Consider the following 24,242-nt stretch of genomic DNA (forward strand, 5'->3'; position numbering starts at 1 on the left):
ATTTTAACCTTGGCGGGTTACGATGTTATCCGAGGTGATTAAACAGTGAGTGATAACATTATTCAAACGGCTAATCTATGGAAAACATATCGTAATCGTGCAGCAGTACGTGAGCTTGATCTGCATATCAAAAAAGGAGATATCTACGGCTTCTTAGGTCCGAACGGTGCGGGTAAAACAACAACGATTCGCATGCTACTAGGCTTAATTAAGCCAACAAAGGGCGTTATTCGAGTCTTCGACCAAGATATTCGCAAAGATCGCATGGATATTCTGCGGCGTATAGGATCACTTGTCGAGTATCCTTCGTACTACGGTCATCTGAATGCGGTGGAGAATCTGGAAGCGTTACGCCGGATCATTAACGTGCCGAAGTCGAGAATTGCGGAGGTGCTTTCCATCGTTGATCTGACTCGGGATGCCAAACGTCCAGTGAAAGGATATTCCCTGGGGATGAAGCAACGTCTGGGTATCGCGAGTGCCCTATTGGGTGAGCCTGAGTTATTGATCTTGGACGAACCTACGAATGGGCTTGACCCAGCAGGTATTCAGGAGATCCGAGAGTTAATCAAACGTATGCCGCTGGAACATGGTATTACGGTTCTTGTATCCAGCCACTTATTAAGTGAAGTGGAGCAGATGGCGAGCCGAGTCGGCATTATTCGCGAGGGTAAAATGGTGCTGCAGGATACCATCGCTAATCTACACAGTCAAACGGGCAGCTCAATTCAATTGACGGTGTCCGAACCGGAAGACGCAATCAAGCTCGCTAGAGAGCAAGGACAATTCGGTCAACGACAAGGTTCCGTGCTGACGTTCCCGTACATGGATAATAGCGCTATCGCATTATTAGTAAGGCGTCTGGTTGAGCAAGATCATGCCATCTACCGCGTGGAGGAACATCGCCAATCATTGGAACACCTGTTTATGCGGGTGATTGGTGAGGGGGCGACCGTATGACGGGGCGTGCTTTATCATCGGATTGGCTTAAGATTCGTGGCAAGGGCATTTGGTTTCTTATATTCCTAGCTCCGATTGGTCTTACACTGATGCAGGCGTTGAATTTTGGATTACGATTGGACTATCTAAAAGGTATTTATGGCGGTGACCTATGGGAAGGTCTGCTAGAGAATGTCATCGTCTTTGTACCCCTGGCGCTCATGTTAGGAGCAACCATTATCAGTTCCATGATGGCGAATGTGGAGCATGAACAGGGCTCGTGGAAGCAACTATTGGCCTTACCCATTTCAAGACCAGCGGTGTACTTAGCTAAGTTCATTATGACATGTGTGCTGCTTATCATTTCTTGTTTACTGTTATCCGTTGGTACTGTCGGTCTAGGATTAATCTTTGGGTTCGACGCAAGTGTGATTCCGTGGATATCCATTGTTAAATTAGGTATTCTGCCGCTGGCGGGGGCACTACCTGTATTATCGGTCGAGTTATGGCTGACCATGGTTTCTAAAAATCAGGCTTTACCTGTAACGTTTGGTATTGTTCTTGCAGTAACAGGCATGTTTTCTCTGACGATCTCACCACATTTCCCCCTTGCCTGGTCGATGATGGCATGGAAAGGCTCCTTGATCTATCCTGCATTGGGCTTAGGTGTAGGTATCTTGATTATGCTGATGGGCATGGTGCATTTCAGTCGGAAGGATGTGGCGTAGATGGGCTTTGCGACAACCTATTTCCGTATCTTGTCTTCTGAACGATTAAAAATGGGAAAATCACCTATCTGGCTTCTAATCTTGCTTAGCCCGTTAATCGCGTTACTCATCGGGCTGCTGGCGACGCCTTCGGGGCAATGGGAAGTACTAATGAGTACGATGGTGCTCCTGCATGGTTTATTGTTGCTCCCGATTCTGACCGGCGTATTTACTTCATTTGTCTGCCGATTCGAACATTCGGGCGGAGGATGGAAGCAGATGCTGGTCTTACCACTTACACGCACTGGTGTATATGCTGCCAAGCTCACCATAGTGCTGTTACTCCTTGCGGGTACGCAAGTGTTGCTATTTGCAGCCATTATGCTGGCAGGTCTCGTTCATGGTATAACGGAACCATTACCGTGGGGATTAATTGCGGGTAAGCTATCACTTGGATTATTTGCCTGTGTGCCGCTCGCTGCTCTACAACTGCTGGTGTCCTTGATCTGGAGTAGCTTTGCCGCACCGCTAGCGCTGAACTTTGCTCTAACGGTACCGAATATTCTGATCGTGAACTCGGTGACATTTGGCCCTTATTATCCGTGGGCGCAACCGGTCATTCTTATGGCACCGATGGAGGGCGGGGGATTTGGAGCTTACAACGTTCCACTGGCGACGATGCTGACGGTTGTTGGTGGAAGTGCTGTTCTTTTTATCCTCGCAGGTATACTCTATTTCAAGAAAAAAGAGATCTGATGGAATGTGCTCCCTTGCTCCTTCTCGGTATATATAAGTTCAACTAAAGAAGGTTCACACTTACCACTTCGACGACTGAATAACCTTTCGATCGCTGTTATCCCCAGATTTTTTGATTCCCTTCTTCCAAGGGGAAATCCCCTTCAAGCACAGCATGCAGATGTGATCTGCGTGAATGCCTGAAGGGGATCTTTGTTCATTTTATAGCACGAGCTTATTTTCTATCTTCTAATCCATCCGTCATGGATGGTTAGTTCTCGAATGACTTTGGCGGGTGCTCCGGCCACAAGGGTGTTATCAGGCACATCTTTGGTGACGGTGCTTCCGGCAGCGACCACGGCATTTTTTCCAATCGTTACACCAGGAAGAATGAGAGCTCCTGTTCCGATCCAGGCATTATCCTGAATTGTAATTCGCTGTGCCATCTCACTCCCATCATCCAGAGAATCAATACGGTGATATGCACTATCAAATATACTTGTGCGCGGTCCAATCATCACATTGTTACCAATGACAACCTCAATATTGGCTGCTATTCCTACGCCTGCGTTAATCAGGACATCGTCACCAATCGTTAGACGGGCTCCTTTGACGACTGTGAGCTGGGTTCCCCATGGTTTCCCGATGATGTTAAGTCGCTTGCCTACCTGTAGTTCTCCCGATCTGTTCAAATACACTTTGCCTCTTATTCTCGGCAGTAATCCAAGTGTAGGTTGTATTTTTCCGAACACAGCCCATCCCCGCATCTTACCATATGCAATCTTCACCTTGTTCGGAAATACCATGTTCAATTTCATCCTTTCTGGAGGTTTATCGAAAAGTCCACTATGGATTACGAAGTATGCCTAATGGCATGATCCGTCACTTCTATAATGAAGAAGAAAATTTCAATTCAGACCTGAATTGAAATCCAAATCTAAGCTTAGGCAGGTACTTCCCCTGTGGTGCTGCGCTCCACCTGAACAGGATTAGCACTTCGTCCCTTCCCAATCTGACCCACCACGAATTTTCCAACGCGAACACGATTGAGTAAATACACGGTGATGATGGAGAAAGTGAGAGCGCCTAGGAACAGAACAGGAATAGTGAAGTAACCTAATGATAAGGAAGCGGCTTGTAGTAACTGTGCCATCAGATGAAGATAGAACCAGTGAACAAGATAGATTCCGAAGGAGTAATCACTGATGAGCAGTAAGCTTCGTGGAACGCGCTGAAGACGGCTTGCGAATTGATATAGTCCGAAGAAGAGAAAGGTCGTGAGCAAGAGCATATCAATCCGTTTGGAATCAGAGACAGGAAGGATTCCGCTATGGTACAGGAATAATACGATTCCCATCAGAACAAATGGAAGCGTGTTGACCCAGATTTTATGTTTGGCAAGAAGAGCTTTGAATTGTTCTATATTTCGACCGCAGTAGTAGGCGAGTGAGAAGTAAAACAACCAGCCGACAAACGGCAGCCAATTAAAGCTACTCCAGATGATGCCAGATAGCGGGATGCTTTCGATTTTGCCTACAAAATTGAAAAATCCAAGATAAGCAATATTAATGATGAATGAGACTGTGATTACAGTTAAGGGGTTCCATTGGTCGAGATGTCTTTTGAACAGGTAGAACAGTATGTAGAATTGAAAGATAATCACTACGAAGTACCCGTGGAATCCTGCTAGGAAGATATGTTGGAACAATACGCTGGGTAGGCTCCCGAAGCTCCGATTCTCGGCGTCAAGAAATCCAGATACAGCAAGTCCGCTGTATATTCCGCTGAAAATAAGAAATGGAATGAAGATGTACTTGAAGCGTTTGAAGAGAAATCCCTTTCGAATTCCGTCGCGGTATGAGTAGGAGAGTAGGAGAATGGAGATAAAGACAAACATTGGGGTGCCGAATTTGAGAAGAAGGTTCAGACTATCCAAAATGTTTCTTCCAATGACGTGCGATGAATGTAATAGGTCGGCATAAAACTTGGTGGAGAAACCGATCGAGTGTGTGAGTACGATGGCTAGACATGAGATACTTCGGAGAAAATAAATTTCAATTAATTTCTCTTTTTTCACTGACATATGCACATCCTTTTTTTGTATCCATTATAACTTGTTTGATACAAAATGTATCGTTAATTTTGTATAAATTTGGGGCAATCTTTTCTTGAGCAATAAACGTCTGTATATGAAATGACATTGCATTGAATGAATTTCCATTTTTTTATAAAGGAATTTTGAGGATTTAAGACGAGATATTAATTCAAAAAATATTGGAATCTGTTAAAATAAAAAAAGTTGTTTCTAGGCGTGTTCACATGGTTATTCGAGGGTAAGCCTAGTTATAACCAAATCATTATTTATCGTTGTTATAAGAAGCTTTGGGCTAAGAAAAGAGGGGTAAGCCTTGGAAATGAATAAAACGGAAACCCTAAAACGAATTATTTCTGAGGGAAGTTCACACCAATCCTTGTTTTTTAACCACCCGGATGCCATCTATGTTATGGATATCCATGGAAACTATATTGATGCTAATCCCTCCGTTGAGCGGATTTCAGGGCACACACTCGAAGACTTAATTCGCATGAACCGGGAACATCTCTGTCCACCGGATAGCGAGAAATCACGTCAACAATGTATTGATGAAGTGTTGGCTGGACGTTCAGTCAGTAACTCTCTCAAGTTCTATCATAGAGATGGCTCACTGAGGCAGGCGGATATTACCTATGTGCCGATCACGGCAGAAGAGGAAGTCGTGGGCATATATGGCATTGCCAAGGATGTAACCGAGATCATAGAAGTGGAGCGTAAGCTTCATGAGACACAAGAAAAGTATCAGATACTGGCTGAACATGCACAGGATCTTATTACGAAATGTTCGCTAGATGGAGAGTTGTTGTATGTATCTCCCTCGGTGTATCCTTTGCTTGGCTATCGACCAGAAGAGGTGATGGGTAAGTCCTTCAAAGACTACTGTTATCCAGGGGACTACCCTGATCCATTAGATGTATCCGTAATCGGCAATGGCTGTACAATGCGGGTTATGCACAAAAAAGGGCACTACATCTGGATGGAAACGTTGGCGAAGCCTGTATCAGGCAGAGAAGGTGAAGATACGCAGGTTGTAAGTATCAGCCGAGATATCACACAGCACAAGGATGCAGATCGACGCTTAAGAGAGAGTCGTCAGCGGTACAAATCATTATTTGAGCATACCCCGGCGGCTGTGTATTCGCTGGATCTGGAAGGTAGATATAGTTCGGTTAACCGTAATCTTGTTCAATTACTCAATATTCCGCGCAGTGAATTGATTGGGCGCTCCTTTCTGAACAACTTAGATAAAAGTGAAGTGCAAAATGGTAAGACCTACTTTGAACAAGTAAAGCTGGGGAAGCCACAGCACTATGAGACCTGTGTCGTGAATGCTAGAGGCAGGAAGATTGATGTATCGATCATGAATGTACCTATTATTGTGGATCAGGAATTGGTCGGAGTATACGGTATTTTATCTGATATTACAGAGCGGAAGGATTATACGGAACGGATTCAAGAGCTTAGTAAGCAGCATACGCTTATTCTAAATTCGGTTACCGAAGGTATCTATGGTCTAGATGCAGACGGGATTACAATGTTCATGAATCCCGCAGCGGCATCCATGTTTGGTTATGAAGTCAAGGAGCTTGTGGGTAAAAGCTCCCATCCAATCATGCACCATTCCCGAGCGGATGGAAGTTATTTCCCGGTAGAAGAGTGTCCTATCCATATGACTGTAATGGATGGACAGCGGCGGTTGATCAAAGAGGATGTATTCTGGCGCAAGGATGGCAGTAGCTTCTTGGTGGAATACCAGGTGACGCCGATTATAGATCAAGGTCAGATTCAAGGAGCTGTTGTCGTATTCAACGATGTTACTGGCGAACGTGAAATTGTGCGTGCCAAGGAGACAGCGGAGTTGGCGGCGCAGGCTAAGTCTGAATTCCTATCTATGGTGAGCCATGAGATTCGAACACCGATGAATGGAATCGTTGGTATGACAGAGCTTCTAATCGGAACAGATCTGTCTGAGGAACAACGGGAGTATGCCCAGATTATTCAAGAGAGCGGCGACGCACTGCTGAATATTCTTAATGATATTCTGGATTTCAGTAAGCTGGAATCTGGCAAGATGGCGCTAGCCTACGAACCTTTCTCGCTACGCAAAATGTTAGAACAGGTGGCGGAGCTGTTCAAGTCTCGGGCCAATGAGAAGCAACTCAAAATCAGATATCGCCTCAATCCTAGCATTCCGGAATTCATGGTCGGTGATGCGATGCGGATTAGACAGATCCTCGTGAACCTTGTTAGTAATGCACTCAAGTTCACGGATCAGGGAAGTATTGATGTCACGGTAGACATTATTAAGGGACGCAGACCTGAATCTAGCGTGCTTGATTTTGCTGTAAAGGATACGGGTATCGGTATTCCAGCAGATAAGCTGGATCAGTTGTTCCAGTCGTTCTCCCAATTGCATCCGGTCATTAACCGGAAGTATGGAGGTACGGGGCTTGGACTCGTTATCTCGAAACGCCTTGTGGAGATTATGGGTGGTAGCATCGGTGTAGAGAGTGAGGAAGCGGAAGGGTCTACCTTCCGGTTCGCCGTTCCTGCCACAAGTGTCGATGTACCGGAGGAGGAAGCTGCACGCCAATTCTCACATGATCGTACACGTCAAGGTGACAAGATACCGATCAGTATACTGGTTGCTGAGGATCATCCGGTGAATCGGAAGATTCTAACTGAATACCTAGAGAAGCTTGGATACACACCGGATGTATGTACCAATGGTGTTGAAGCGATCGAGGCTATATCTCAGAAAACTTATGATATTGTACTCATGGACATTCAAATGCCTGTTATGGATGGGCTTAAGGCGACAGATCTTGTACACCGATTGATTCCACAAGATCGCATTCCAACGATTATTGCGGTCACGGGCAATTCGAAACGGGAGGATAAGGAGGCTTGCCTGGAGATTGGTATGCGCGACTTCATCAGCAAGCCCGTTATGCTTAGTGAGTTGAAAAGGGTGCTCCAGCAATGGGGTCCGGCCGATCAGCCGCAGCTTGCACCTAATTAATTGAGATAAATAGATAAGTATACAATTAAAGACGCCAGTGAATTCCTCTCGGGAATAGTCACTGGCGTCTTTGAGTTCCTTTTTCACCAAGTTATACCATGGTAAGGCGATCTATACTTCCGGATAACACAGCGCAGGAGCGTTCGAATTTCTCACGTTCGGATGCATCCAAATTCAATTCGATGATCTCTTGGATGCCATTGCCGCCGATAATCGCGGGAACGCCCGCACATACATTGTTCTGTCCATACTCTCCTTCTAGGATCGCGGAGACGGCGATGATCTTATGCTCGTCATTGAGGATGGAGCGTGTAATATAAGCAAGTGCATTACCGATGCCAAACTGGGTGGAGCCTTTGCGAGTGAATATCTCCCAGCCGGCGTCCTTTGTTTTACGAGCAATATCTTCCAGATCGAGATGTTTGAAACGATCCTTGTGCTGCTCCATAATGTGCAAGATCGGCTTGCCACCAATGGTAACGTGCGACCAAGCGACGAACTGGGATTCTCCATGCTCACCCAGAGCATAGCCGTGCACGCTGCGAGGATCAATGGAGAAGACTTCGGACAATAGCGTTTTGAGTCTGGAGGAATCAATGGAAGTCCCTGTGCCGATGACGCGTTCACGCGGAAGACCAGACAGCTTCCATACCATATAAGTTACTATGTCAACCGGATTCGCTGCGACGACAAAAATCCCGCTAAAACCACTTTCCATGATAGGCACAACAATATCTTTGGCAATGGATTCGGCTTCTTCTAGAATATCTAGACGTGTCTGACCAGGCTTAGGGTTCGCCCCAGCCGTAAGCACGATTACGTCCATACTGCCACAGTCAGCATAAGTACCCGCGTATACTTTGGTGCGGTTATGTGTGAAGTCCATACAATGGGAAAAATCTAAAGCCTGCGCTACAGCGCGATCGTATGTCCGATCGACCATCATAATTTCTCTACAGATCGACTGATTAATCATTGAATATGCACAACTTGAACCAACAAGACCTGCCCCGATTACCGCTACTTTACCTGATTTGCCTAACACAGCCGTTCATCCCCCGTATCCTTTTGAATTTTCCGATTATCATGATCCTATGTTAAGTATTGTCCTATAATTTATGCTGAGAATGACTTCTACGTTACATAAGATAACACATGAAAAAGCGATACAGCAATGATATCCGTTATCGCGGGAGCGTATTGGAGCAACGGAGTTAACAAAATTGACATGAATAGTGGTGCCTCCAAAATTTTGACGGCATTTGCACGGACCGCATTCGACATGACACCATTCTTGTAGGTTGTCGGATCATCAGGGATTTATGCGAATAAATGGTCTGACAAAAGTTCTTATGAATCCACAGAAACAGAACTAAAGCGTCAAAGGGTTCACAAGCAGAACTGACGAATACATAAGGGCAAGCGAATCATAATGCAGTGCATGTGTAGGTATTGTGCATGTATATGCAGAGTAGACAAGTTGCCCCGATCCGATGGTTGTTACAAAAGGTAGACGCTGAAGTCACGACCTTGAATTACAAAAGACTTCATTCCGGGAGGGAATAATAATGATTGAAGAAGCAGGAGCTACGACGGAAACGGCTAAGAGTCTGGGCATTGGAGCCAGTACACTTCGAAAATATGCAGCAGCACTTGAGGAGCAGGGCTACCGGTTTGAACGTTCTGCCAACAAATCTAGACTGTTTCGATCCGAGGATGTGGAATGCATTGAGCGGCTGATGACTGAGCTTAGAGAACATAATTTGCCCTTGGTGGATGCTGTGGTCACCGTTCTATCTCCAGAAGCATCCACAGTTGAGATAGGTGATACGTCAGAAAGCGAATGCGCGGCAACGATTATGCCCGCGTTATTCCCGGAAGAAGCTGAGCTGCCGAATAGCTTGAGATCATATGAAGGATTAGGACAATTAGTTACTGAAGTGACGGCTGGTGCAGTGGCGCCGCAGGATGATCGAGTACAGCAGCTACAGCACCGAGTGGATGAACTAGAATTAACCCTGAAGCATCTTGCCGATACGCATCAGGCTCTCCAAGAGCAGATGGAGAAGCAGCGTTTATGGATGAATGAAAAGTTGGAGGAAGAGCGCGACCGTGAATTGGTGACCAATTTACGCAGCTACCAGGGAAGAAAGCGCAAGCCTAAGGGAACCACACTCCGCATGTTATTTGGTCTTTTGCCGAAGAAGCATAAAGAGGCGTAAAGAGGTATAAGTGCGCATAAAGCATCTGTCCACTGCCGTTCGTGCTATGATTGCCCATCGCCCTGCTGTTATAATAAGTTCCATAACAACAAGAAAATCAGCAAACGAATCTTGCTCTGCATGATTATGATGGGGTGGTAGCAGTCGTATGCTAGTGGGGGAGAACAAGTGGAGCTGCAACGAAGCTGGCAAAGACTGCTGGGACTGTGGACAGATCGACCCTTGCCAAAGGGGGCAATAATAGCAGAAAGATACACGATATGTGAAATGCTTGGTATGGGAAGTTACGGACTGACATACCTCTGTATAGATGAACAAACAGGAGATGAGGTTGCGTTAAAAGGTTCGAAGCCCAGCAAAGGTAAGTTATCCGCCCGACTGCTGAGTAGAGAAGCAGATGTGATGAGCCGGCTGCAGCACCCGGCGATTCCCAAACTTTTGAATGCATTTATATATAAGGGAAGAAGTTACATTGCCATAGAATATATTCGGGGAGAGACGCTGGAGACGTATATCTTCGAACAAGGCAAGCAATATAGCGAACGAGAATGTATTGAACTGGCGAGCCAGTTATTATCTCCAATCGCTCATGTTCATCAGCAGGGCTATATTCATGGGGATGTACGGATTCCCAACGTGATTATGAAGGATGGGCACTTGCATCTCATTGATTTTGGCCTGGCGCGGCAAATGGGGGAGCCGTTGTTGCCAGAGCTGAAACGGCGTATGCGCGAACTGCCCGCACCTGAAGATGAAACTGCAACGCCTGATCAGGATTTGCAGGATCTCGGTCATTTTCTTCTGTTTATGCTGTACTCCGCCTATGAACCGGAGAAAGGGAAAGCACCTGCAAGTTGGCAGGAGGAACTGGATCTTCAGCCGGATCTGGTCATTATGCTGGAGAGATTGCTGGGGCTTAGACCTGGGTATGAGGCGGGGGCATCCGAGTTGCAAGCTGAGATGCAGCGAATTCTGCCCAAGCTGCATTGATGAGCTTAACATCGGATATAGGGCGAAGATGGTGATGAATGACCTCTGTAAACATCATGGCGGAGGTCCTTTTTGTTGTCTACATGTATGGATACATAACGCAGGGTGTCACGCTGGCATGAGAATATCACCAGCATGACACCCTTTTATTCGTTAGCACAACATTCCAAATGTAGTTTTACAATCACTGATTTGGAGTCCTATTGTGCATATATTCTATAGGTTTATGGCGCACTGCTCGATTAGCTTGAGCTATACTTTCTGCTCTTATAGTAACCAGAGCCATGACGGCTATCCCGGTACTTCATATCTGATGAGGAGTGGCGTCTATAGGAACGTTTCCCTGATGAACTGCTGTAACGTTTATAGGAGTGTCGTTTGTCAGAAGAGCTGTAGCGCCTTCGGTGTGATGAAGATTTGGAGTCGAGAAGTTTGCCAAGAATTTTTTTGAGCATGAGCTTTCATCCTTTCGTCTTCGATCTTTTTTAGCATATACGCACAGCCGAGGAAGAGGGTTTCGGGTTTCTTCAGAAAAATGTATTCATAAAGATTGAGCCAGGCGTATAATAGATTGTTGGTGTTTACGAGGTTATGTACAAGGTTACGTATAGAGGGTGTTCAAAAAGTTCGCTTTTGATTACGAAACATGCCTAACGGCATGATCAACATCGAATATGGAATTCAGCCGAAATGTCCGTTGCTCACGTAGCTCTATCTACGCTCCGCTACTCCATTTCTAGCTTCATCCCATCTTCTTGATACTGAAAATCGCCCTTTTTGAACATGTACTTATACTGAATTTTTTATTTTGAGTGATTCGCGTTACAGAATTCTGAATGAGAAAGCCCGCTTCTTTACATTTGGGATGAAAATGAGGTCGGAGAAGTGCATCAATTATCCGAAATGTCTGTGTTCCAATTTTTCAATAGCGTGTTTCAATTCAATAGGTGAACTGATATAATATAGACATGAACGAATATAGAAGAACACACACAACCGTATCTTTATTGAACTATCATTTTGTGTTTTGCCCACGATACAGGAGAAAGATATTTCTCAAATCAGAGGTAGAACAGCGCTTCAAGGAATTGGTGCATAACGTATGTGCAGAGCTTGAAATTGAGATTGTTGCCATGGAGTGCGACAAAGACCATACACATATGGTTCTCCATGCACTTCCCACACTAAGCCCTGCGGATATTATGGCAAAAATAAAAGGAGTCACATCAAAAAAACTACGAGAAGAGTTTCCACACCTTCTTCATTTGCCCAGTTTGTGGACACGCTCCTATTTTGTTTCTACCGCAGGAAATGTATCAAGTGAAACCATCAAGCGTTTTGTTGAACAACAAAAGACAAGGGGGTGAAACCTATGTCTCAGACCCTAACGGTTAAGGTAAAGCTTCTGCCGACGAAAGAACAGATCCAACTATTGCAACAAAGTAGTCATGAATATATCCGAGTTGTGAATACACTCGTTGCCGAGATGGTCGAAGAAAAGAAAATCTTGAAGAAGACAACAAAAGACGTTCCTGCTAATCTACCAAGTGCAGTGAAAAATCAGGCGATTAAAGATGCGAAAAGTGTGTTTTCTACCAAAGTTAAGAAAAGTAAATACACCATCATACCCACCCTAAAAAAACCGATTTGTGTATGGAATAACCAAAATTATTCGTTTGACTTCACGCACATTTCCATTCCATTGATGGTAGAGGGAAAATCCAATCGTGTAAAAATTCGTACATTGATCATCGACAAAGACCATCGAAACGTTGAACTTTTGAAGCACAAACGGGGTACGCTCCGTGTCACGAAAAGCTCAGGTAAGTGGGTAGCCCAAATTGCAGTCACCATGCCAATAACTGAAAAAACAGGTATGCGGGTTTTGGGCGTTGATTTAGGGCTAAAAGTCCCTGCCGTAGCCGTTACAGATGATGATCAAGCTCGCTTCTTTGGGAATGGACGAGAAAACAAATACAAGAAGCGGAAGTTTCGTAGTGTTCGTAAAAAGCTAGGAAAACAAAAGAAAGTGAACGCTATTCGCAAGTTAGATCATAAAGAACAACGATGGATGAAAGACAAAGACCACAAAGTTAGTCGTGAAATCGTGAATTTCGCCATCGAGAATAAGATTTCTGTCATTCGTTTAGAGCAACTAACGAATATTAGGCAGACGACAAGAACAAGTCGTAAAAACGAAAAGAATCTACATACATGGTCATTCTACCGTTTGGCACAGTTCATTGAATACAAAGCAAATATGACAGGGATCAAAGTAGAATATGTGAACCCTGCATATACAAGTCAAACCTGCCCAGACTGTTCAAAAAAGAACAAGGCGCAAGACAGAAGATATACGTGCCCATGTGGATTCAAGAAACATCGAGATATCGTTGGGGCGATGAATATTCGCTACGCAACTGTGATTGGCGGTAACAGTCAATCAGCCTAAGATGCTATATGCACTGTCTTAGGAGGGGTACTGGCATACCCTATTCTTAACATCTGTCCAAAGCAGAAATGAATTGAGGACGTTAAGATAGCTAAGAATCCCAGTCACTTTAGTGACCTTGCCCCTTTAGGGGTGGGAGTGTCAAAATAGAGGACAAGGTAAGATCTTAACGGACAAGGAGAAGTCGTCATGATTATATTGAAAACAAAAGAGCAGATTGAACAGATGAAAAAAGCTGGTGAGATTCTTGCCGCATGCCATAGAGAAATAGCGAAAATGATTCGTCCAGGGATCACAACCAAAGAGATTGACCAATTTGCAGAAGCTTTTATGAAGAAAAATGGCGCAACGCCGGAGCAAAAAGGGTATAACGGATACCAATTTGCGACATGTGCTTCAGTAAACGACGTAATCTGCCATGGTTTTCCCGGGAAATATGTGTTGCAGGACGGCGATATCGTAACGATTGATATGGTCGTGAATCTGAACGGATGGCTTGCTGATTCTGCATGGTCTTATGCGGTAGGGCAAGTTACACCAGAAGCACAACATCTACTAGATGTGACCAAGAACTCGCTATATAAAGGCATTGAACTCGCTGTAGTCGGCAACCGGATCGGTGATATATCACATGCGATCCAAACGTATGCTGAAGGCGAAGGGTTGTCGGTTGTTCGTGAGTTTATCGGGCATGGCATTGGCGAGAAAATGCATGAAGAGCCGCAGGTGCCTCACTATGGCCCGCCTCATCGTGGACCACGACTCAAAGAAGGCATGGTTATTACCATTGAGCCTATGTTGAACATCGGTACGTTCCGTAGTAAGCTTGATTCAGATGGTTGGACGGCGCGTACAATGGATGGAAGCTTGTCTGCTCAATATGAGCACACCATTGCCATTACAGCAGATGGTCCGGTGATTCTGACGGCTCAATAAGGAAGTATGGCTGAGACTCAATCACTATAATTTTAGTAATTTCAAGGCGGCCCACGTTTGTGATCCGCCTGTTTCGGTTTAAAATATAAGAGTGTGTTCAAAAAGTCCTGTTTTCAGTACTGCGGACGATTTGAACTAATTTCTATGAAGAGGCAATAACATATCGTGCCGGTGGTAGAGTATGAGCGTAAGCGAGAGTTTAATTCTGATCCACTGGTTACAAGGAGGTCATTAAGATGTCTGAAAATGAACAGATCGTACTTGCATCTCGTCCGGAAGGTGCACCATCCCGTGACAATTTCCAATTTATAAATACACCACTTCCTGAACCGGAAGCAGGACAGGTTCTGGTTCGTACATTATATTTGTCGGTTGACCCGTATATGCGAGGTCGGATGAAGGATACAAAGTCCTATTCACCACCTTATGCGCTGAACGAAGTGATTAAAGGCGGAGCAATTGGTCAAGTGGTGGAGTCCTCGGAGCCTAATCTGCGCAAGGGTGACCTTGTGACGGGTATGTGGGGCTGGCAACGTTATGCGGCAGTTAATACGGGAGATCTTTCACTGATCGATACCGAGGAAGCTCCATTGACTGCATATTTGGGTGCGGTTGGTCTAACGGGGCTAACGGCATATTTCGGGATGGAGGATATCGGTAAACCTAAGGAAGGCGAGACTGTCGTTGTATCCGGCGCAGCAGGTGCTGTAGGGATGATCGCAGGGCAGATTGCCAAGATCGTAGGCGCTCGTGTCATAGGTATTGCTGGTTCTGATGAGAAATGTGCATACCTCAAAGACAAATTAGGATTCGACGTGGTATTGAATTATAAACAAGAGAGCGATATGTCTGCTGCCATTGAACGGGTATGCCCGGATGGTGTAGATGTATATTTTGATAATGTCGGCGGCGAAATTTCCGATGCGGTGTTACGCCACATTAATCGAAATGCGCGTATTCCATTGTGTGGACAGATCTCTTCCTATAACTTGGAAAAGCCAGATATCGGTATGCGTCCGCAGACTCTGCTGTTAACCAATACAGCACTGATGAAGGGATTCCTCTTGGGTGACTACGCCAAGTCCTTTAAGGAAGGTCGTGCGAAGTTAGCCAAATGGATCAAAGCAGGTCATATTCAATATGAGGAAAATATTGTGGAAGGTTTCGAACAGACACCTGAAGCATTTATGGGTCTCTTCTCAGGGGATAATCTGGGTAAACAACTGGTGAAGGTTGCCGATCCGGAGTAAATGTAGATGAAATGATGAAATGAAGTGTACTTCCATATTGGTTCTGTGACTGAATTCCGATGGAATGCAGCCCTATAGAACGCCTATCCCAAAAAGACACGTTCTTCCGCATAGCTATGCAGAGAACGTGTCTTTGGTGTGTTTATATGTGTGAATAGAATGGAGCAGAGAGGGTTTAGGCTTCCTCTGCACTAAGCACTTCTTTATAGTGCTTGTACATGTACACACGCCAGCGCACGATCATACCGAAGGCGAGCAGGAAGAATAGTCCACCTGTCTGTGGAATGGATATATAACGCTGGATGACTTCATGCAATATGAGCCGCACAGCGAGCAGTCCAAGCAGGATAAAAGCGAAGCTGCGCGAACGCGTTGCGAATATTTCACCGTTAATCCGCTCGAAGCGAGTACTGCGAATAAGCGGATACGAGAAAATAAACCAACCAACAAGCAGTGCAATGGCTGCCCACAGCAGTGGGACATGCGTTTCAGGAACGACGAACATGAGAAAACCTGTGCTCATACCAAGCGGGGGGATCAGGATTTTACGAATCGTGACTGGGCGATGGCTGGCTTTCATGCGAATGAAAATGGCAAGCAACGCCATGATGAGCATCCCTAGAGTTGCACCGATCTGAAGGTAAAATGGACTAATTTGAGCCACGAAGATATCCCTCTTTCTGGAATAATATATTGCTGAAGCCATTCGGATCATTATGTGAAATCTCAGAATTTTCTTTCCCTATTATATCACAAACGTAGTTTGCCGATAGAATGCTTAGTAAGCATTTTGACCGTATCTAAGGACGGCTAATAATCAGCAGATCATAAGTATATCGCACCGGTTGTAAGACGAACATTGTGCTTTGGAAATGGTTACTAGTGTAACCAATGGTGGGCGGTTTATTCGATTGAGGGGATAAGTCATGAGTGAGTATATGAGAGACAAAATGCAGTGGTTCGGAAGATCCATGTCCGGGTGGACGGAAACGGGAAGTAACTATTTGGTTCAGGCGACCGGATTAATCTGTGGAGGCGTATTCGTGATACTTCTCGTCATTTATCTCATCTTGTTGTGGAGAAATCAGATGAAGAAACGAACGCTAAAACTCCAAAAAAGAGCATTCCGCGACCTAATCGCTGATGATTCTGCACTTCGTCATTATTTTGCAGGAGGTGAGATTACACCTAAGCTGCTGGATATGAGGAAAGTTCAGCAAGAAGCGTTACAGGAAGTGTTACTGCAACAATTAGAGGAAAGTACGGATGATCTCCAAAAGGAAAAGGTTCGCCACCTCGCAGGCCAGGCATTTGGTGCGTTGTACCGGACCAAGCTTAGTTCGATGAAATGGAGTCAACGTATTAATACATTGCTCTACATAGAGCAGTTTCAGATGACGGAACTCCTGCCTAGGCTGGAAGAGATGATGCGTTCTTCGTTATGCACGAATCAGGAGCGATTTATTATTCTGAGAATGTACGCTAGGACAGGCTATGTACGCTTAGTGAAAGAGTTGCTCAGGCAAAACACAGCGATGTCGGATTCGCAATATTTGCAGATTATGCTATTAGTTACGGATAAGATCTGGGAGAAAGTCATTGATCACTATGAGCAGCTTCCTATGCAGGCAAAGTATAACGTCGTGGATGCGATGCGCATTCGGAATGTGCAAACGACGAGAGAGCTGGCATTACTAGAACGACTGCTATTCGAAGACCACGTAGAGCAGCGCATCTTTTCGCTTCGTGCTCTAGCCCAGATCGGTAGGATGAGTGATGGGACCAAGGAAAAGCTACTGCTGGCTTGGCATGAAGAGAGAGGTATTCGATCACGTCTAGAACGACTCATGTACGCTAGGTTGTTGGGACGTGTTCACACAGAGGGATTTATTGAGCATCTGAATGGGCTTATGGGTGATCCCGCTTACGAAATAAGGCAGGAAGCTGCTAACTCTCTCGCTCAATATGATCAAGGAATCGAGAAATTACGCTGCGTAGCACGGGTACATCCGGACAAATACGCGAGGCAGATAGCGGAAGAAACGCTGGAAAGGAAGCAGTATGAACGAAAGATGGCTTGAGCTGCTGCAGAGTTTAATTCTGTTATGTTATAAAGGCATATGGATCTACCTCGTTGTTGTGATCATCGCATGTATTTGGTTATTTCTAGCGGCGGTTCGTACGATGGTGCGAAAAAAGGATCTAGATCTGCTTCACTATGATGAAGTGCTTAATGAAGCACTCGCTCCTCCGGTATCTGTACTTCTTCCCGTACATAATCGAGAGAAGACTATTATTGCGGACGTATCCCATCTCCTTGATATCCACTATGGATGCTATGAAGTGATTGTTATTAATGATGGATCAACAGACGGTACGATGGAACGCTTAATGGAAGTGTATGAGCTGTCTACCGTGAAGAGCAAGATCCATTACTCCAGTATTGGGCAGGCGGTTGGAGAGATTAGAGGTGCATATCGATCACTGCGATATGACAATCTTGTCGTGGTCGACAAGCAATATGGAGGACACTCCGATGCGTTGAATGCGGGGATACGTGTGTCTCAGTATCCGTATTTTGCATCCATTGGCCCTACGACCATGCTAGACAAATATGCATTTGTAAAAATGATGAAGCCCGTTATGGCTGCGTTGCCGGGTGAAGAGATCATCGCTTGTGGCGGGCGGTTAGAGCTTGCGAACTCGCAGAGGATGTCCTGCTCCAGATTTCATATTCAAGGAGAGAAGCCGGCTGCAGCTCTTCCAAGAAGTCCACTGCTTATGATGCAGAGGATAGAGTATATCCGTGCATTTCTCATCAGTGGAATGGGCTTGGTTAGATACAATATCAATACGTTATTGTTTACGTCAGAAGCTTTTGGTTTGTTCAAAAGAAGTTATGTTATGGAAATCGGAGGATTTAATCCTGATCCAAGAATGGCTCATCTAGAGCTGATCATGCGTCTTCATAAGCACATGAAACAGATCAAGGGCAGGGGACGAATCGTATATATTGACGACCCTGTATGCAGTATGAAAGCACCCGAGTCATGTACTGGGCTGCACCAGCAGCGTATACGCTGGCATCGTCAGTTGACCAATACGATGTGGGAGCAACGGGAGATGGCAGGCAATCCGAAGTATGGTTGGATGGGCATGGTGACGATCCCGTATTTTATCATGGTAGAGTTAATTGGGCCTGTCTTGGAGATCGGGACGTTGTTGCTATTATGGGTAGGTCTGCTGCTGCCATTTGTGGAGAACAGTCTACTGGTTGTGCTGGGTATGCTCTTAGTGCTCTATGGTTCACTTCTATCTGCGGCAGTCATTCTATTCGAAGTATGGCTGGCACGCAAAAGGTACACGGCACGTGAAGTCACGCGTCTGTTCTTGTATGCATTATCTGAATCGTTCTGGTTCAGACCGATGAATAATATCTTCCGTATTCATGGACTTATCAAGGCGATTTGGAGTCTAAGAGGGCATGGCGGATCAGGAGGTTCGGCTTATTCGGAGCTTCACGCAGATAAGTAAACGGGTCATGCAGTGACACACTATAATGGAGTTGAACTGTATGTGTATCGTGTAGGATAGGGTCATGTGCCCAGAGCCTAGGTAGGCCACGATCATATGGAACAAGAGGGTTGCAGGGATTATGCTGCAGCCCTCTTGCGCGTTATGAGGTAATGGGCGGAGCAGTTAACTGTCTTTACTGCGTTGTTTTAGCCCGTCTAGGAAGGATGAAATGGTGAAGTGCAGGCTCTCGCTAGGTTCAAAATTCATGGCAAACCCACCTTGTGCGCCAATGGAGGCAAAGCCATGGCACAAACTTCGTAGGCCACGCACCGCATGTAGTGCATCGGCTTCGGACAGTCTATACGGCTGTAAAGAGTTCAGCAACAACTGTAGCGCTACAGTGCTGGCCGCGGCGAGCTGCGGCTCATCCCGATCAGGGGCATGGAAGGAAGCCTCGTAAAGCCCGGGATGTTGGCGTACAAAATCAATATAGGCGGTAGCGATATCCTGAATGGCTTCGCTACCGACACGTCCTGCGGCGGCCACGGTTAGTGCCTGGCCGAGCTGCTCTACTGACATCAGCGCAAGCTCCTGGCGAAGCCCGGGTAGACCGCTGATGTGGTTATAAAGCGACGGGGAGCGCACATCGAGCCGCTGGGCCAATGCGGCCAGCGTCAGCGAATGGAATCCGTCGCTATCAGCAAGCTGGGCCGCGGCATTCAGCAGCATGCCGCGATCCAGCCCTTGCCGCGGGCTCATCGAAGCCCTCCGGCAAGGCGCAGCCGTTGCTCTGCGTCAGCCGTTGCCGCGCGCATCGCCGCTGCTGGCTGACGTAACATTCGTCCGTGGCCTACAGCCAGCACGGACGGTTCTAGCTCAGCCAAGCGCTTAGCGCTGGCAAGAGCAGTCTCGCGGTGCCATGTGGCTAGCGCGGGAAATGGAAAGAGGGGGCGCAACTGTCCGGCAACGGCCAAGCCGCCTTGCAGTTGATAGGCATCGCCAGCGATGAGAACACCGCTGCGCGTATCCATAAATGCCATGTGCCCTGGTGTATGACCAGGAGTAGCAATCGCCAGTAACGATCCAATGCGATCACCATCTTCCAGCATGTGATCTGGGCGGGTGTGAATGTTCTTGGGTACACTGCCGCGTACCGGCGTCTGTGGTTCATCAGGCAATAGCGAAGCATTTCCAGTGAGTAATGCACCCCCTAATGTAGAGATTAGCACCTCTACATTAGGGGGTGCATTCTTAAGACTGTCTAAGGCGCCAACATGGTCGCCATGGGCATGAGTTAGAATCACCTTAGTAATGGGTTTGTTAAGAGATTGGGCGGTGGCTAGGATACCCTTGAGACTGAACGGCATTCCTGCATTGATCAGAGTTAATTCAGCGTCCTCTTCAACAAAATAAACGTTCACAGGGAAGAGTCGGGGTAGGAATGAAACTTGAATGACATTATATTCACGCGTAATACGCATCGTAATTCCTCCTTAAAACTAATGGTATTAGTAATATAACTAATGGCATTAGTTTTTGCAATACCCTTTGCAAAAATAACAGAAGATACGAAATATTTATTTTAACAAAAAAAGCGTTTTCAAAATAAAGATTACCGATTATAATAATCAAGTAAGCCCTTTCATATGTCTATCTTATTGGAGCCTTTCGCGAAGCGGAGGGCTCACTTTTTGTTTTCTTATATAGGTTAAGCACATGGTGACCAAGCAAAGGTTGGCTTGCATAGGAGGCTGTATATATAGACACATCAAGGGATATCCTGTGTTCAAGCACTGCCGTAGAAGAAGTTGACAAACATAACTGTCATTCATATAATAACAGTTGTACTTACCTTGGATTGAAGTCCATCGGTGTTTTTTGCCGGGAAGGGAGTAAGTCATGAACAGCGAATTTACCATTGCCGTCCATTGTCTTGTGTTTCTATCCATGAAGGAAGACTGTATGGCCAATAGTGAAGATTTGTCTCATAGTGTGGGTACACACCCTGCCAGAGTTCGTAAGGTGCTAAGTGTGCTGCGGAAGCATGGGTATTTGACGACCAAAGAAGGCGCTCACGGAGGGTACTTGCTTAATCGTCCAAGTGATGAAATCAAGCTTGGGGAATTATACAGACTGGTTGCTGGAGGTTCACTTGGGCCCAATTGGTGTTCTGGCGAGTCAGGTTCGCCATGCGTTGTGTCCTCTAACATGAGGGATGTCATGGGAGGCATATATGACGGAGGCGAGGAAGCGCTGAGCATCTATTTTGATCGCATTTCCATCGAGGGTGTGAAGCATCGGATCGGGAAAAGTGAAGGGATCTCCAAGTCCATGAATGAGTTACTGAGACAAGATAAGGATTAATTCTGGCTACAGTTTACGTGGTTACAGTTTATATGTATACATTTCATATTTAGACTTAGACACCCTGTGTTTTCGGGGAGACTGTAGACTGCTTATATAACAGAACAACGTTGCCCCGGTTTCACGATTCATAAAGGCTTCAAGATTATTCCGGGCATAACGTGAACACAGATAGAGTCAATCTTCTGCGCTGATGTTATTTTCGGAAGGTGGGTATGTCACTACACCACTTATCATGGTTGTTGGATTAGAGCCTTGCGAAATTAAAAGCGAAATAAACTGCAATGATATTTACAATAATCAATAGAATTAGGAGTGGAGAACATGTCTAACAATGAAACACTTCGCGTAATTAGCGAACGTCACGCTGTCAAAAAATACGAAAAAGGTTTTGTAATGCCTGAGGCTGACTTGAATGCAATCTTGACTGCAGCTTCCGAAGCACCGTCTTCTTGGAACCTGCAACACTGGAAATTCCTCGTGATTGAGTCCGAAGCGGACAAAGCTAAATTGCTGCCAATCGCTTATGGCCAAAGTCAAATCGTAGACAGCTCGGTTACAATTGCTGTTCTAGGCGACTTGGAAGCTAACCGCAATACCTTTATCTATGATCAGGCTGTTGAGGCTGGCGCATTGCCTGCTGAGGTTCGCGATGCATTGGTTGGTCAAATCAACGGTGCTTACCAAAGCGCGCAAACTGCACGTGATGAAGCGATCCGTAACGCATCGTTTGCTTCGCAAAACATTATGCTTGCTGCACGTTCTTTGGGTTATGATACTTGCCCAATGGGTGGTTACAATCCACAACAATTGGTTGAAACGTTCAACATTCCTGCACGTTACATCCCAACATTGTTGATCACTGTAGGTAAAGCTGCACAACCAGCTCGTCCAGCAGGTCGTTTCCCATTGTCCGAAACTGTAGTTAAAGGTTCTTTCTAAGATAGAGCCACGATAAGCACCGCCATATGGTGTGTATAAAAACAGCCGCATGTTCCTCAAATGAGAGGACATGCGGCTGTTTTGCATTTTAAATGAGTTGAATCGGGCAGGCACAGTTAGGCGGTTCAATTGTCTCTATTTTTTAAATAATATAATACAATTTATAAACTTATTGGGTATCATGCATGTGTATAGTTAGAACAAATGATTCAACAAATGGAGGATATATCTTGAGGAAGATCGTGATGGTAATGGCGGGGGCATTGTTGTTCTCTGGGTGTAGTGTTAATCAAGTCATACTTCCTAAGGGGAACTCAGTGGAAAATAGCTTGGAATCGGCGACAACCGCCCCAGATTTGCTTTTGGCTGAAAATAAGAATGATCAAGTTGCAATCTATGGTAGAGCACAGGGAGATGTGTTTTCTTCGCTCACTGTCCAAATAGATCAAGCGTCCCAAACGTATTCTTGGAGTAATGTGAGCAATCCGTCGTTTTATCCAGTCATTTATCGTGGTTCTCTTGGTACAGAAGGCAAGGACATAATTGTGATTGTACTAACCAAGGGAACGGGGACAGGTATACATGAATCAGAAGTACATGTTCTAAGATCTGATTTTACGGAGATTCCAGTCATTGATCCAAGGGAGTTTGTGTTGAAGGAGATACAACTTGAGCTTCATAGGGAAAAGGCACTTCGCCACTATACACTGAAAGTGAATGAACGCGAATATTCTTATGATATCGATGACCGTGATTCAAGTGACTGGTTTGAGCAACCTTCTGTTCAAAATATAATTAGGTATGATGTGCGAGACCAAGAGCTCGTTGCCGAATTGCCCATTCAGATTGCTATAGGTCAGTATTTAGGAAATGCCATAGTGAAGTATAGGCTTGTTAACGGAGAACTGCGGCCTAGCACGGTAGAATTGTCTGTGGAATAATCGAAAATGAACTTGATGTGATGATGTACTGTAGAACAGGTAGCTATCAGCTTCGAGATGAAAGGGAGATATAAGTTGAAGAAAATTCTAGCCTTATTGATGTTGGTAAGTGCAGTTTGTTTATCGGGGTGCGCATCCAATCAACTAGCAACCGATCTGAAGCAGGCGGAAGAGTCTTCGAATGAACTGGAGATGGTACAGCAACAGCCTGAGGTGGAACCCAAGTTCATTGCATCTTCCGAAGATGAGCGTGTGAAGCTATATGCGATACAAGAATCCAAGGGTGAGATTGAAGGTGTGACGGTCGATATCGAGGGCAGGCAGCAAAATTTTGATTGGAGTGTCCCGAATACGGGGACCGATATGAACCCCCAGGTCTTTTATACAGATCTTACGGGTGACGGTAGAGAAGAAGCGGTAATTATCATTCAGACGGGGAAAGGTACAGGGCTGGATCACTTCGATATGCATGTCATTCGAGCGGAAGACTTCTCTGTGATTAAAGTACAACAATATGAAGAGATTGTGGCAGATCAGATCGAATCTCACGTGACGGCCAACGAAGATGGTACTTTAGCAATTACGGTCAAAGTGCAAGGCCAAGAACATCAGTTTAATTCTAATGTTGAGCTAACACCGAACTCCAATCAAAACGAGCTGGCATTTGGCGGGGTAGTCATCTATGCCTTAGAGAATCAACGAATTATCTCTAGATTAGGTGCGAGTATTGGAACATCTCCGCAATATGTGTGTGATTTCAAAGTAACCTACACATTCGATCATGTTAAAAATGAATTTGTCGCCGATCAAATTGAAATCGGTACGTATGAGTAACATTTACTTTCTATCCAGCCAACATATGAGCCAACTATATAGGTTCAACTAAACTTTTTACACGAGAACGGAGAGGACAGAAATAACGTGGAGAAGCGTAGCGTTCGGCTGAAAGCTTTCTGAAAGAAAGCTACATCGGAAGCATGAGCTATTCCCGGATTTTTCCCTTTGAAGAAGGGAATCAAAAAAAATCTGGGGGTAACAGCGATCGGAAGGTTATTCTGTCATCGGAGTGGTAAGTGTAAATATTCTTTAGTTGAATATATATAGCTAATCATTTTCCATCTAACCAACACA

At 45.4% G+C, this 24,242-nt stretch carries 22 protein-coding genes; 16 read left to right on the forward strand and 6 right to left on the reverse strand.

The window, feature by feature from the left end:
* Positions 1–45: 45 nt before the first annotated feature.
* The 3 genes from ASD24_RS29395 to ASD24_RS29405 are packed head-to-tail and all read left to right on the forward strand — an operon-like array spanning position 46 to position 2,402.
* A complete protein-coding gene (locus tag ASD24_RS29395; protein WP_056703932.1) occupies positions 46–960 on the forward strand; it encodes an ABC transporter ATP-binding protein in 915 nt (304 codons plus the stop codon).
* Positions 957–1,667 (forward strand): ABC transporter permease, encoded by a 711-nt coding sequence (locus tag ASD24_RS29400; RefSeq protein ID WP_056703934.1) that lies wholly within the window; start codon positions 957–959, stop codon positions 1,665–1,667. Before ASD24_RS29395 ends, ASD24_RS29400 begins: the two co-directional genes overlap by 4 nt.
* Complete coding sequence (locus tag ASD24_RS29405) at positions 1,668–2,402, forward strand: ABC transporter permease (protein ID WP_056703938.1); 735 nt, start codon at positions 1,668–1,670, stop codon at positions 2,400–2,402.
* Between the two features lie 221 nt (positions 2,403–2,623).
* Here ASD24_RS29405 and ASD24_RS29410 read toward each other — a convergent pair whose 3' ends face one another.
* Both ASD24_RS29410 and ASD24_RS29415 read right to left on the reverse strand, forming a co-directional pair.
* Positions 2,624–3,187 (reverse strand): acyltransferase, encoded by a 564-nt coding sequence (locus tag ASD24_RS29410; protein WP_056703942.1) that lies wholly within the window; start codon positions 3,185–3,187, stop codon positions 2,624–2,626.
* Positions 3,188–3,324: 137 nt separating this feature from the next.
* Positions 3,325–4,464 carry an acyltransferase family protein gene (locus ASD24_RS29415; RefSeq protein ID WP_056703944.1) on the reverse strand — a complete coding sequence of 380 codons (1,140 nt, stop codon included), beginning with the start codon at positions 4,462–4,464 and terminating at the stop codon, positions 3,325–3,327.
* Between the two features lie 331 nt (positions 4,465–4,795).
* On the opposite strand from ASD24_RS29415, the gene ASD24_RS29420 reads away from it, so the two are divergent.
* On the forward strand, positions 4,796–7,498 hold the full coding sequence (locus tag ASD24_RS29420; protein ID WP_235540963.1) for a PAS domain-containing hybrid sensor histidine kinase/response regulator: 2,703 nt from the start codon (positions 4,796–4,798) through the stop codon (positions 7,496–7,498).
* Positions 7,499–7,589: 91 nt separating this feature from the next.
* Here ASD24_RS29420 and ASD24_RS29425 read toward each other — a convergent pair whose 3' ends face one another.
* Positions 7,590–8,543 (reverse strand): L-lactate dehydrogenase, encoded by a 954-nt coding sequence (locus ASD24_RS29425; protein ID WP_056703949.1) that lies wholly within the window; start codon positions 8,541–8,543, stop codon positions 7,590–7,592.
* 523 nt (positions 8,544–9,066) lie between these two features.
* On the opposite strand from ASD24_RS29425, the gene ASD24_RS29430 reads away from it, so the two are divergent.
* From ASD24_RS29430 to ASD24_RS29455, 6 genes are all read left to right on the forward strand, one after another.
* Positions 9,067–9,720, forward strand: coding sequence for a hypothetical protein (locus ASD24_RS29430; protein ID WP_056703952.1), 654 nt, complete (start codon positions 9,067–9,069; stop codon positions 9,718–9,720).
* A gap of 168 nt (positions 9,721–9,888) precedes the next feature.
* A complete protein-coding gene (locus tag ASD24_RS29435) occupies positions 9,889–10,710 on the forward strand; it encodes a serine/threonine protein kinase (protein WP_156395587.1) in 822 nt (273 codons plus the stop codon).
* A gap of 968 nt (positions 10,711–11,678) precedes the next feature.
* Positions 11,679–12,077 (forward strand): IS200/IS605 family transposase, encoded by a 399-nt coding sequence (gene tnpA / locus ASD24_RS29440; protein WP_056703960.1) that lies wholly within the window; start codon positions 11,679–11,681, stop codon positions 12,075–12,077.
* A 5-nt stretch (positions 12,078–12,082) separates the two neighbouring features.
* A complete protein-coding gene (locus tag ASD24_RS29445) occupies positions 12,083–13,162 on the forward strand; it encodes an RNA-guided endonuclease InsQ/TnpB family protein (protein ID WP_056703963.1) in 1,080 nt (359 codons plus the stop codon).
* A gap of 189 nt (positions 13,163–13,351) precedes the next feature.
* Complete coding sequence (gene map, locus ASD24_RS29450) at positions 13,352–14,098, forward strand: type I methionyl aminopeptidase (RefSeq protein WP_056703966.1); 747 nt, start codon at positions 13,352–13,354, stop codon at positions 14,096–14,098.
* A 236-nt stretch (positions 14,099–14,334) separates the two neighbouring features.
* Positions 14,335–15,348, forward strand: a complete 1,014-nt coding sequence (locus ASD24_RS29455) for an NADP-dependent oxidoreductase (RefSeq protein WP_056703968.1) — start codon at positions 14,335–14,337, stop codon at positions 15,346–15,348.
* A 175-nt stretch (positions 15,349–15,523) separates the two neighbouring features.
* Here the strand turns inward: ASD24_RS29455 and ASD24_RS29460 are convergent, their stop codons facing one another.
* A complete protein-coding gene (locus tag ASD24_RS29460; RefSeq protein WP_200956224.1) occupies positions 15,524–16,012 on the reverse strand; it encodes a CcdC family protein in 489 nt (162 codons plus the stop codon).
* A 262-nt stretch (positions 16,013–16,274) separates the two neighbouring features.
* Here ASD24_RS29460 and ASD24_RS29465 point away from each other — a divergent pair, with 262 nt between their 5' ends.
* Both ASD24_RS29465 and ASD24_RS29470 read left to right on the forward strand, forming a co-directional pair.
* Positions 16,275–17,429, forward strand: a complete 1,155-nt coding sequence (locus ASD24_RS29465; protein WP_056703971.1) for a HEAT repeat domain-containing protein — start codon at positions 16,275–16,277, stop codon at positions 17,427–17,429.
* Positions 17,410–18,882: a glycosyltransferase family 2 protein gene (locus ASD24_RS29470; RefSeq protein ID WP_056703975.1), complete on the forward strand. Its 1,473-nt coding sequence runs from the start codon at positions 17,410–17,412 to the stop codon at positions 18,880–18,882. The genes ASD24_RS29465 and ASD24_RS29470 overlap by 20 nt, the downstream gene beginning before the upstream one ends.
* Before the next feature lie 165 nt (positions 18,883–19,047).
* On the opposite strand, the gene ASD24_RS29475 is transcribed toward ASD24_RS29470, so the two are convergent.
* Entirely contained in the window at positions 19,048–19,623 is a 576-nt protein-coding gene (locus tag ASD24_RS29475; protein WP_056703978.1) for a TetR/AcrR family transcriptional regulator, read from the reverse strand.
* A complete protein-coding gene (locus ASD24_RS29480) occupies positions 19,620–20,345 on the reverse strand; it encodes an MBL fold metallo-hydrolase (RefSeq protein WP_056703981.1) in 726 nt (241 codons plus the stop codon). Before ASD24_RS29480 ends, ASD24_RS29475 begins: the two co-directional genes overlap by 4 nt.
* A gap of 418 nt (positions 20,346–20,763) precedes the next feature.
* Here ASD24_RS29480 and ASD24_RS29485 point away from each other — a divergent pair, with 418 nt between their 5' ends.
* From ASD24_RS29485 to ASD24_RS29500, 4 genes are all read left to right on the forward strand, one after another.
* The gene (locus ASD24_RS29485) at positions 20,764–21,228 is read left to right on the forward strand and encodes an RrF2 family transcriptional regulator (RefSeq protein WP_056703983.1); all 465 of its coding nucleotides are present in this window, start codon (positions 20,764–20,766) and stop codon (positions 21,226–21,228) included.
* Positions 21,229–21,552: 324 nt separating this feature from the next.
* Entirely contained in the window at positions 21,553–22,170 is a 618-nt protein-coding gene (locus ASD24_RS29490) for a nitroreductase family protein (RefSeq protein ID WP_056703986.1), read from the forward strand.
* Between the two features lie 230 nt (positions 22,171–22,400).
* Positions 22,401–23,111 carry a hypothetical protein gene (locus ASD24_RS29495; protein ID WP_056703989.1) on the forward strand — a complete coding sequence of 237 codons (711 nt, stop codon included), beginning with the start codon at positions 22,401–22,403 and terminating at the stop codon, positions 23,109–23,111.
* Between the two features lie 75 nt (positions 23,112–23,186).
* Positions 23,187–23,945: a hypothetical protein gene (locus ASD24_RS29500; protein ID WP_082560624.1), complete on the forward strand. Its 759-nt coding sequence runs from the start codon at positions 23,187–23,189 to the stop codon at positions 23,943–23,945.
* The last annotated feature ends 297 nt before the right edge of the window (positions 23,946–24,242 follow it).

Source organism: Paenibacillus sp. Root52, from assembly GCF_001426865.1.
Taxonomy (GTDB): Bacteria; Bacillota; Bacilli; order Paenibacillales; family Paenibacillaceae; genus Paenibacillus.

Excerpts from the sequence above, each read along its gene's own strand:
- ASD24_RS29400 (WP_056703934.1), top strand. The coding sequence starts at position 957 with ATGACGGGGCGTGCTTTATCATCGGATTGGCTTAAGATTCGTGGCAAG.
- ASD24_RS29405 (WP_056703938.1), top strand. The coding sequence starts at position 1,668 with ATGGGCTTTGCGACAACCTATTTCCGTATCTTGTCTTCTGAACGATTA.
- ASD24_RS29410 (WP_056703942.1), bottom strand. The coding sequence starts at position 3,187 with ATGGTATTTCCGAACAAGGTGAAGATTGCATATGGTAAGATGCGGGGA.
- ASD24_RS29415 (WP_056703944.1), bottom strand. The coding sequence starts at position 4,464 with ATGTCAGTGAAAAAAGAGAAATTAATTGAAATTTATTTTCTCCGAAGT.
- ASD24_RS29420 (WP_235540963.1), top strand. The coding sequence starts at position 4,796 with ATGAATAAAACGGAAACCCTAAAACGAATTATTTCTGAGGGAAGTTCA.
- ASD24_RS29430 (WP_056703952.1), top strand. The coding sequence starts at position 9,067 with ATGATTGAAGAAGCAGGAGCTACGACGGAAACGGCTAAGAGTCTGGGC.
- tnpA (WP_056703960.1), top strand. The coding sequence starts at position 11,679 with ATGAACGAATATAGAAGAACACACACAACCGTATCTTTATTGAACTAT.
- ASD24_RS29445 (WP_056703963.1), top strand. The coding sequence starts at position 12,083 with ATGTCTCAGACCCTAACGGTTAAGGTAAAGCTTCTGCCGACGAAAGAA.
- map (WP_056703966.1), top strand. The coding sequence starts at position 13,352 with ATGATTATATTGAAAACAAAAGAGCAGATTGAACAGATGAAAAAAGCT.
- ASD24_RS29455 (WP_056703968.1), top strand. The coding sequence starts at position 14,335 with ATGTCTGAAAATGAACAGATCGTACTTGCATCTCGTCCGGAAGGTGCA.
- ASD24_RS29465 (WP_056703971.1), top strand. The coding sequence starts at position 16,275 with ATGAGTGAGTATATGAGAGACAAAATGCAGTGGTTCGGAAGATCCATG.
- ASD24_RS29470 (WP_056703975.1), top strand. The coding sequence starts at position 17,410 with ATGAACGAAAGATGGCTTGAGCTGCTGCAGAGTTTAATTCTGTTATGT.
- ASD24_RS29475 (WP_056703978.1), bottom strand. The coding sequence starts at position 19,623 with ATGAGCCCGCGGCAAGGGCTGGATCGCGGCATGCTGCTGAATGCCGCG.
- ASD24_RS29480 (WP_056703981.1), bottom strand. The coding sequence starts at position 20,345 with ATGCGTATTACGCGTGAATATAATGTCATTCAAGTTTCATTCCTACCC.
- ASD24_RS29485 (WP_056703983.1), top strand. The coding sequence starts at position 20,764 with ATGAACAGCGAATTTACCATTGCCGTCCATTGTCTTGTGTTTCTATCC.
- ASD24_RS29490 (WP_056703986.1), top strand. The coding sequence starts at position 21,553 with ATGTCTAACAATGAAACACTTCGCGTAATTAGCGAACGTCACGCTGTC.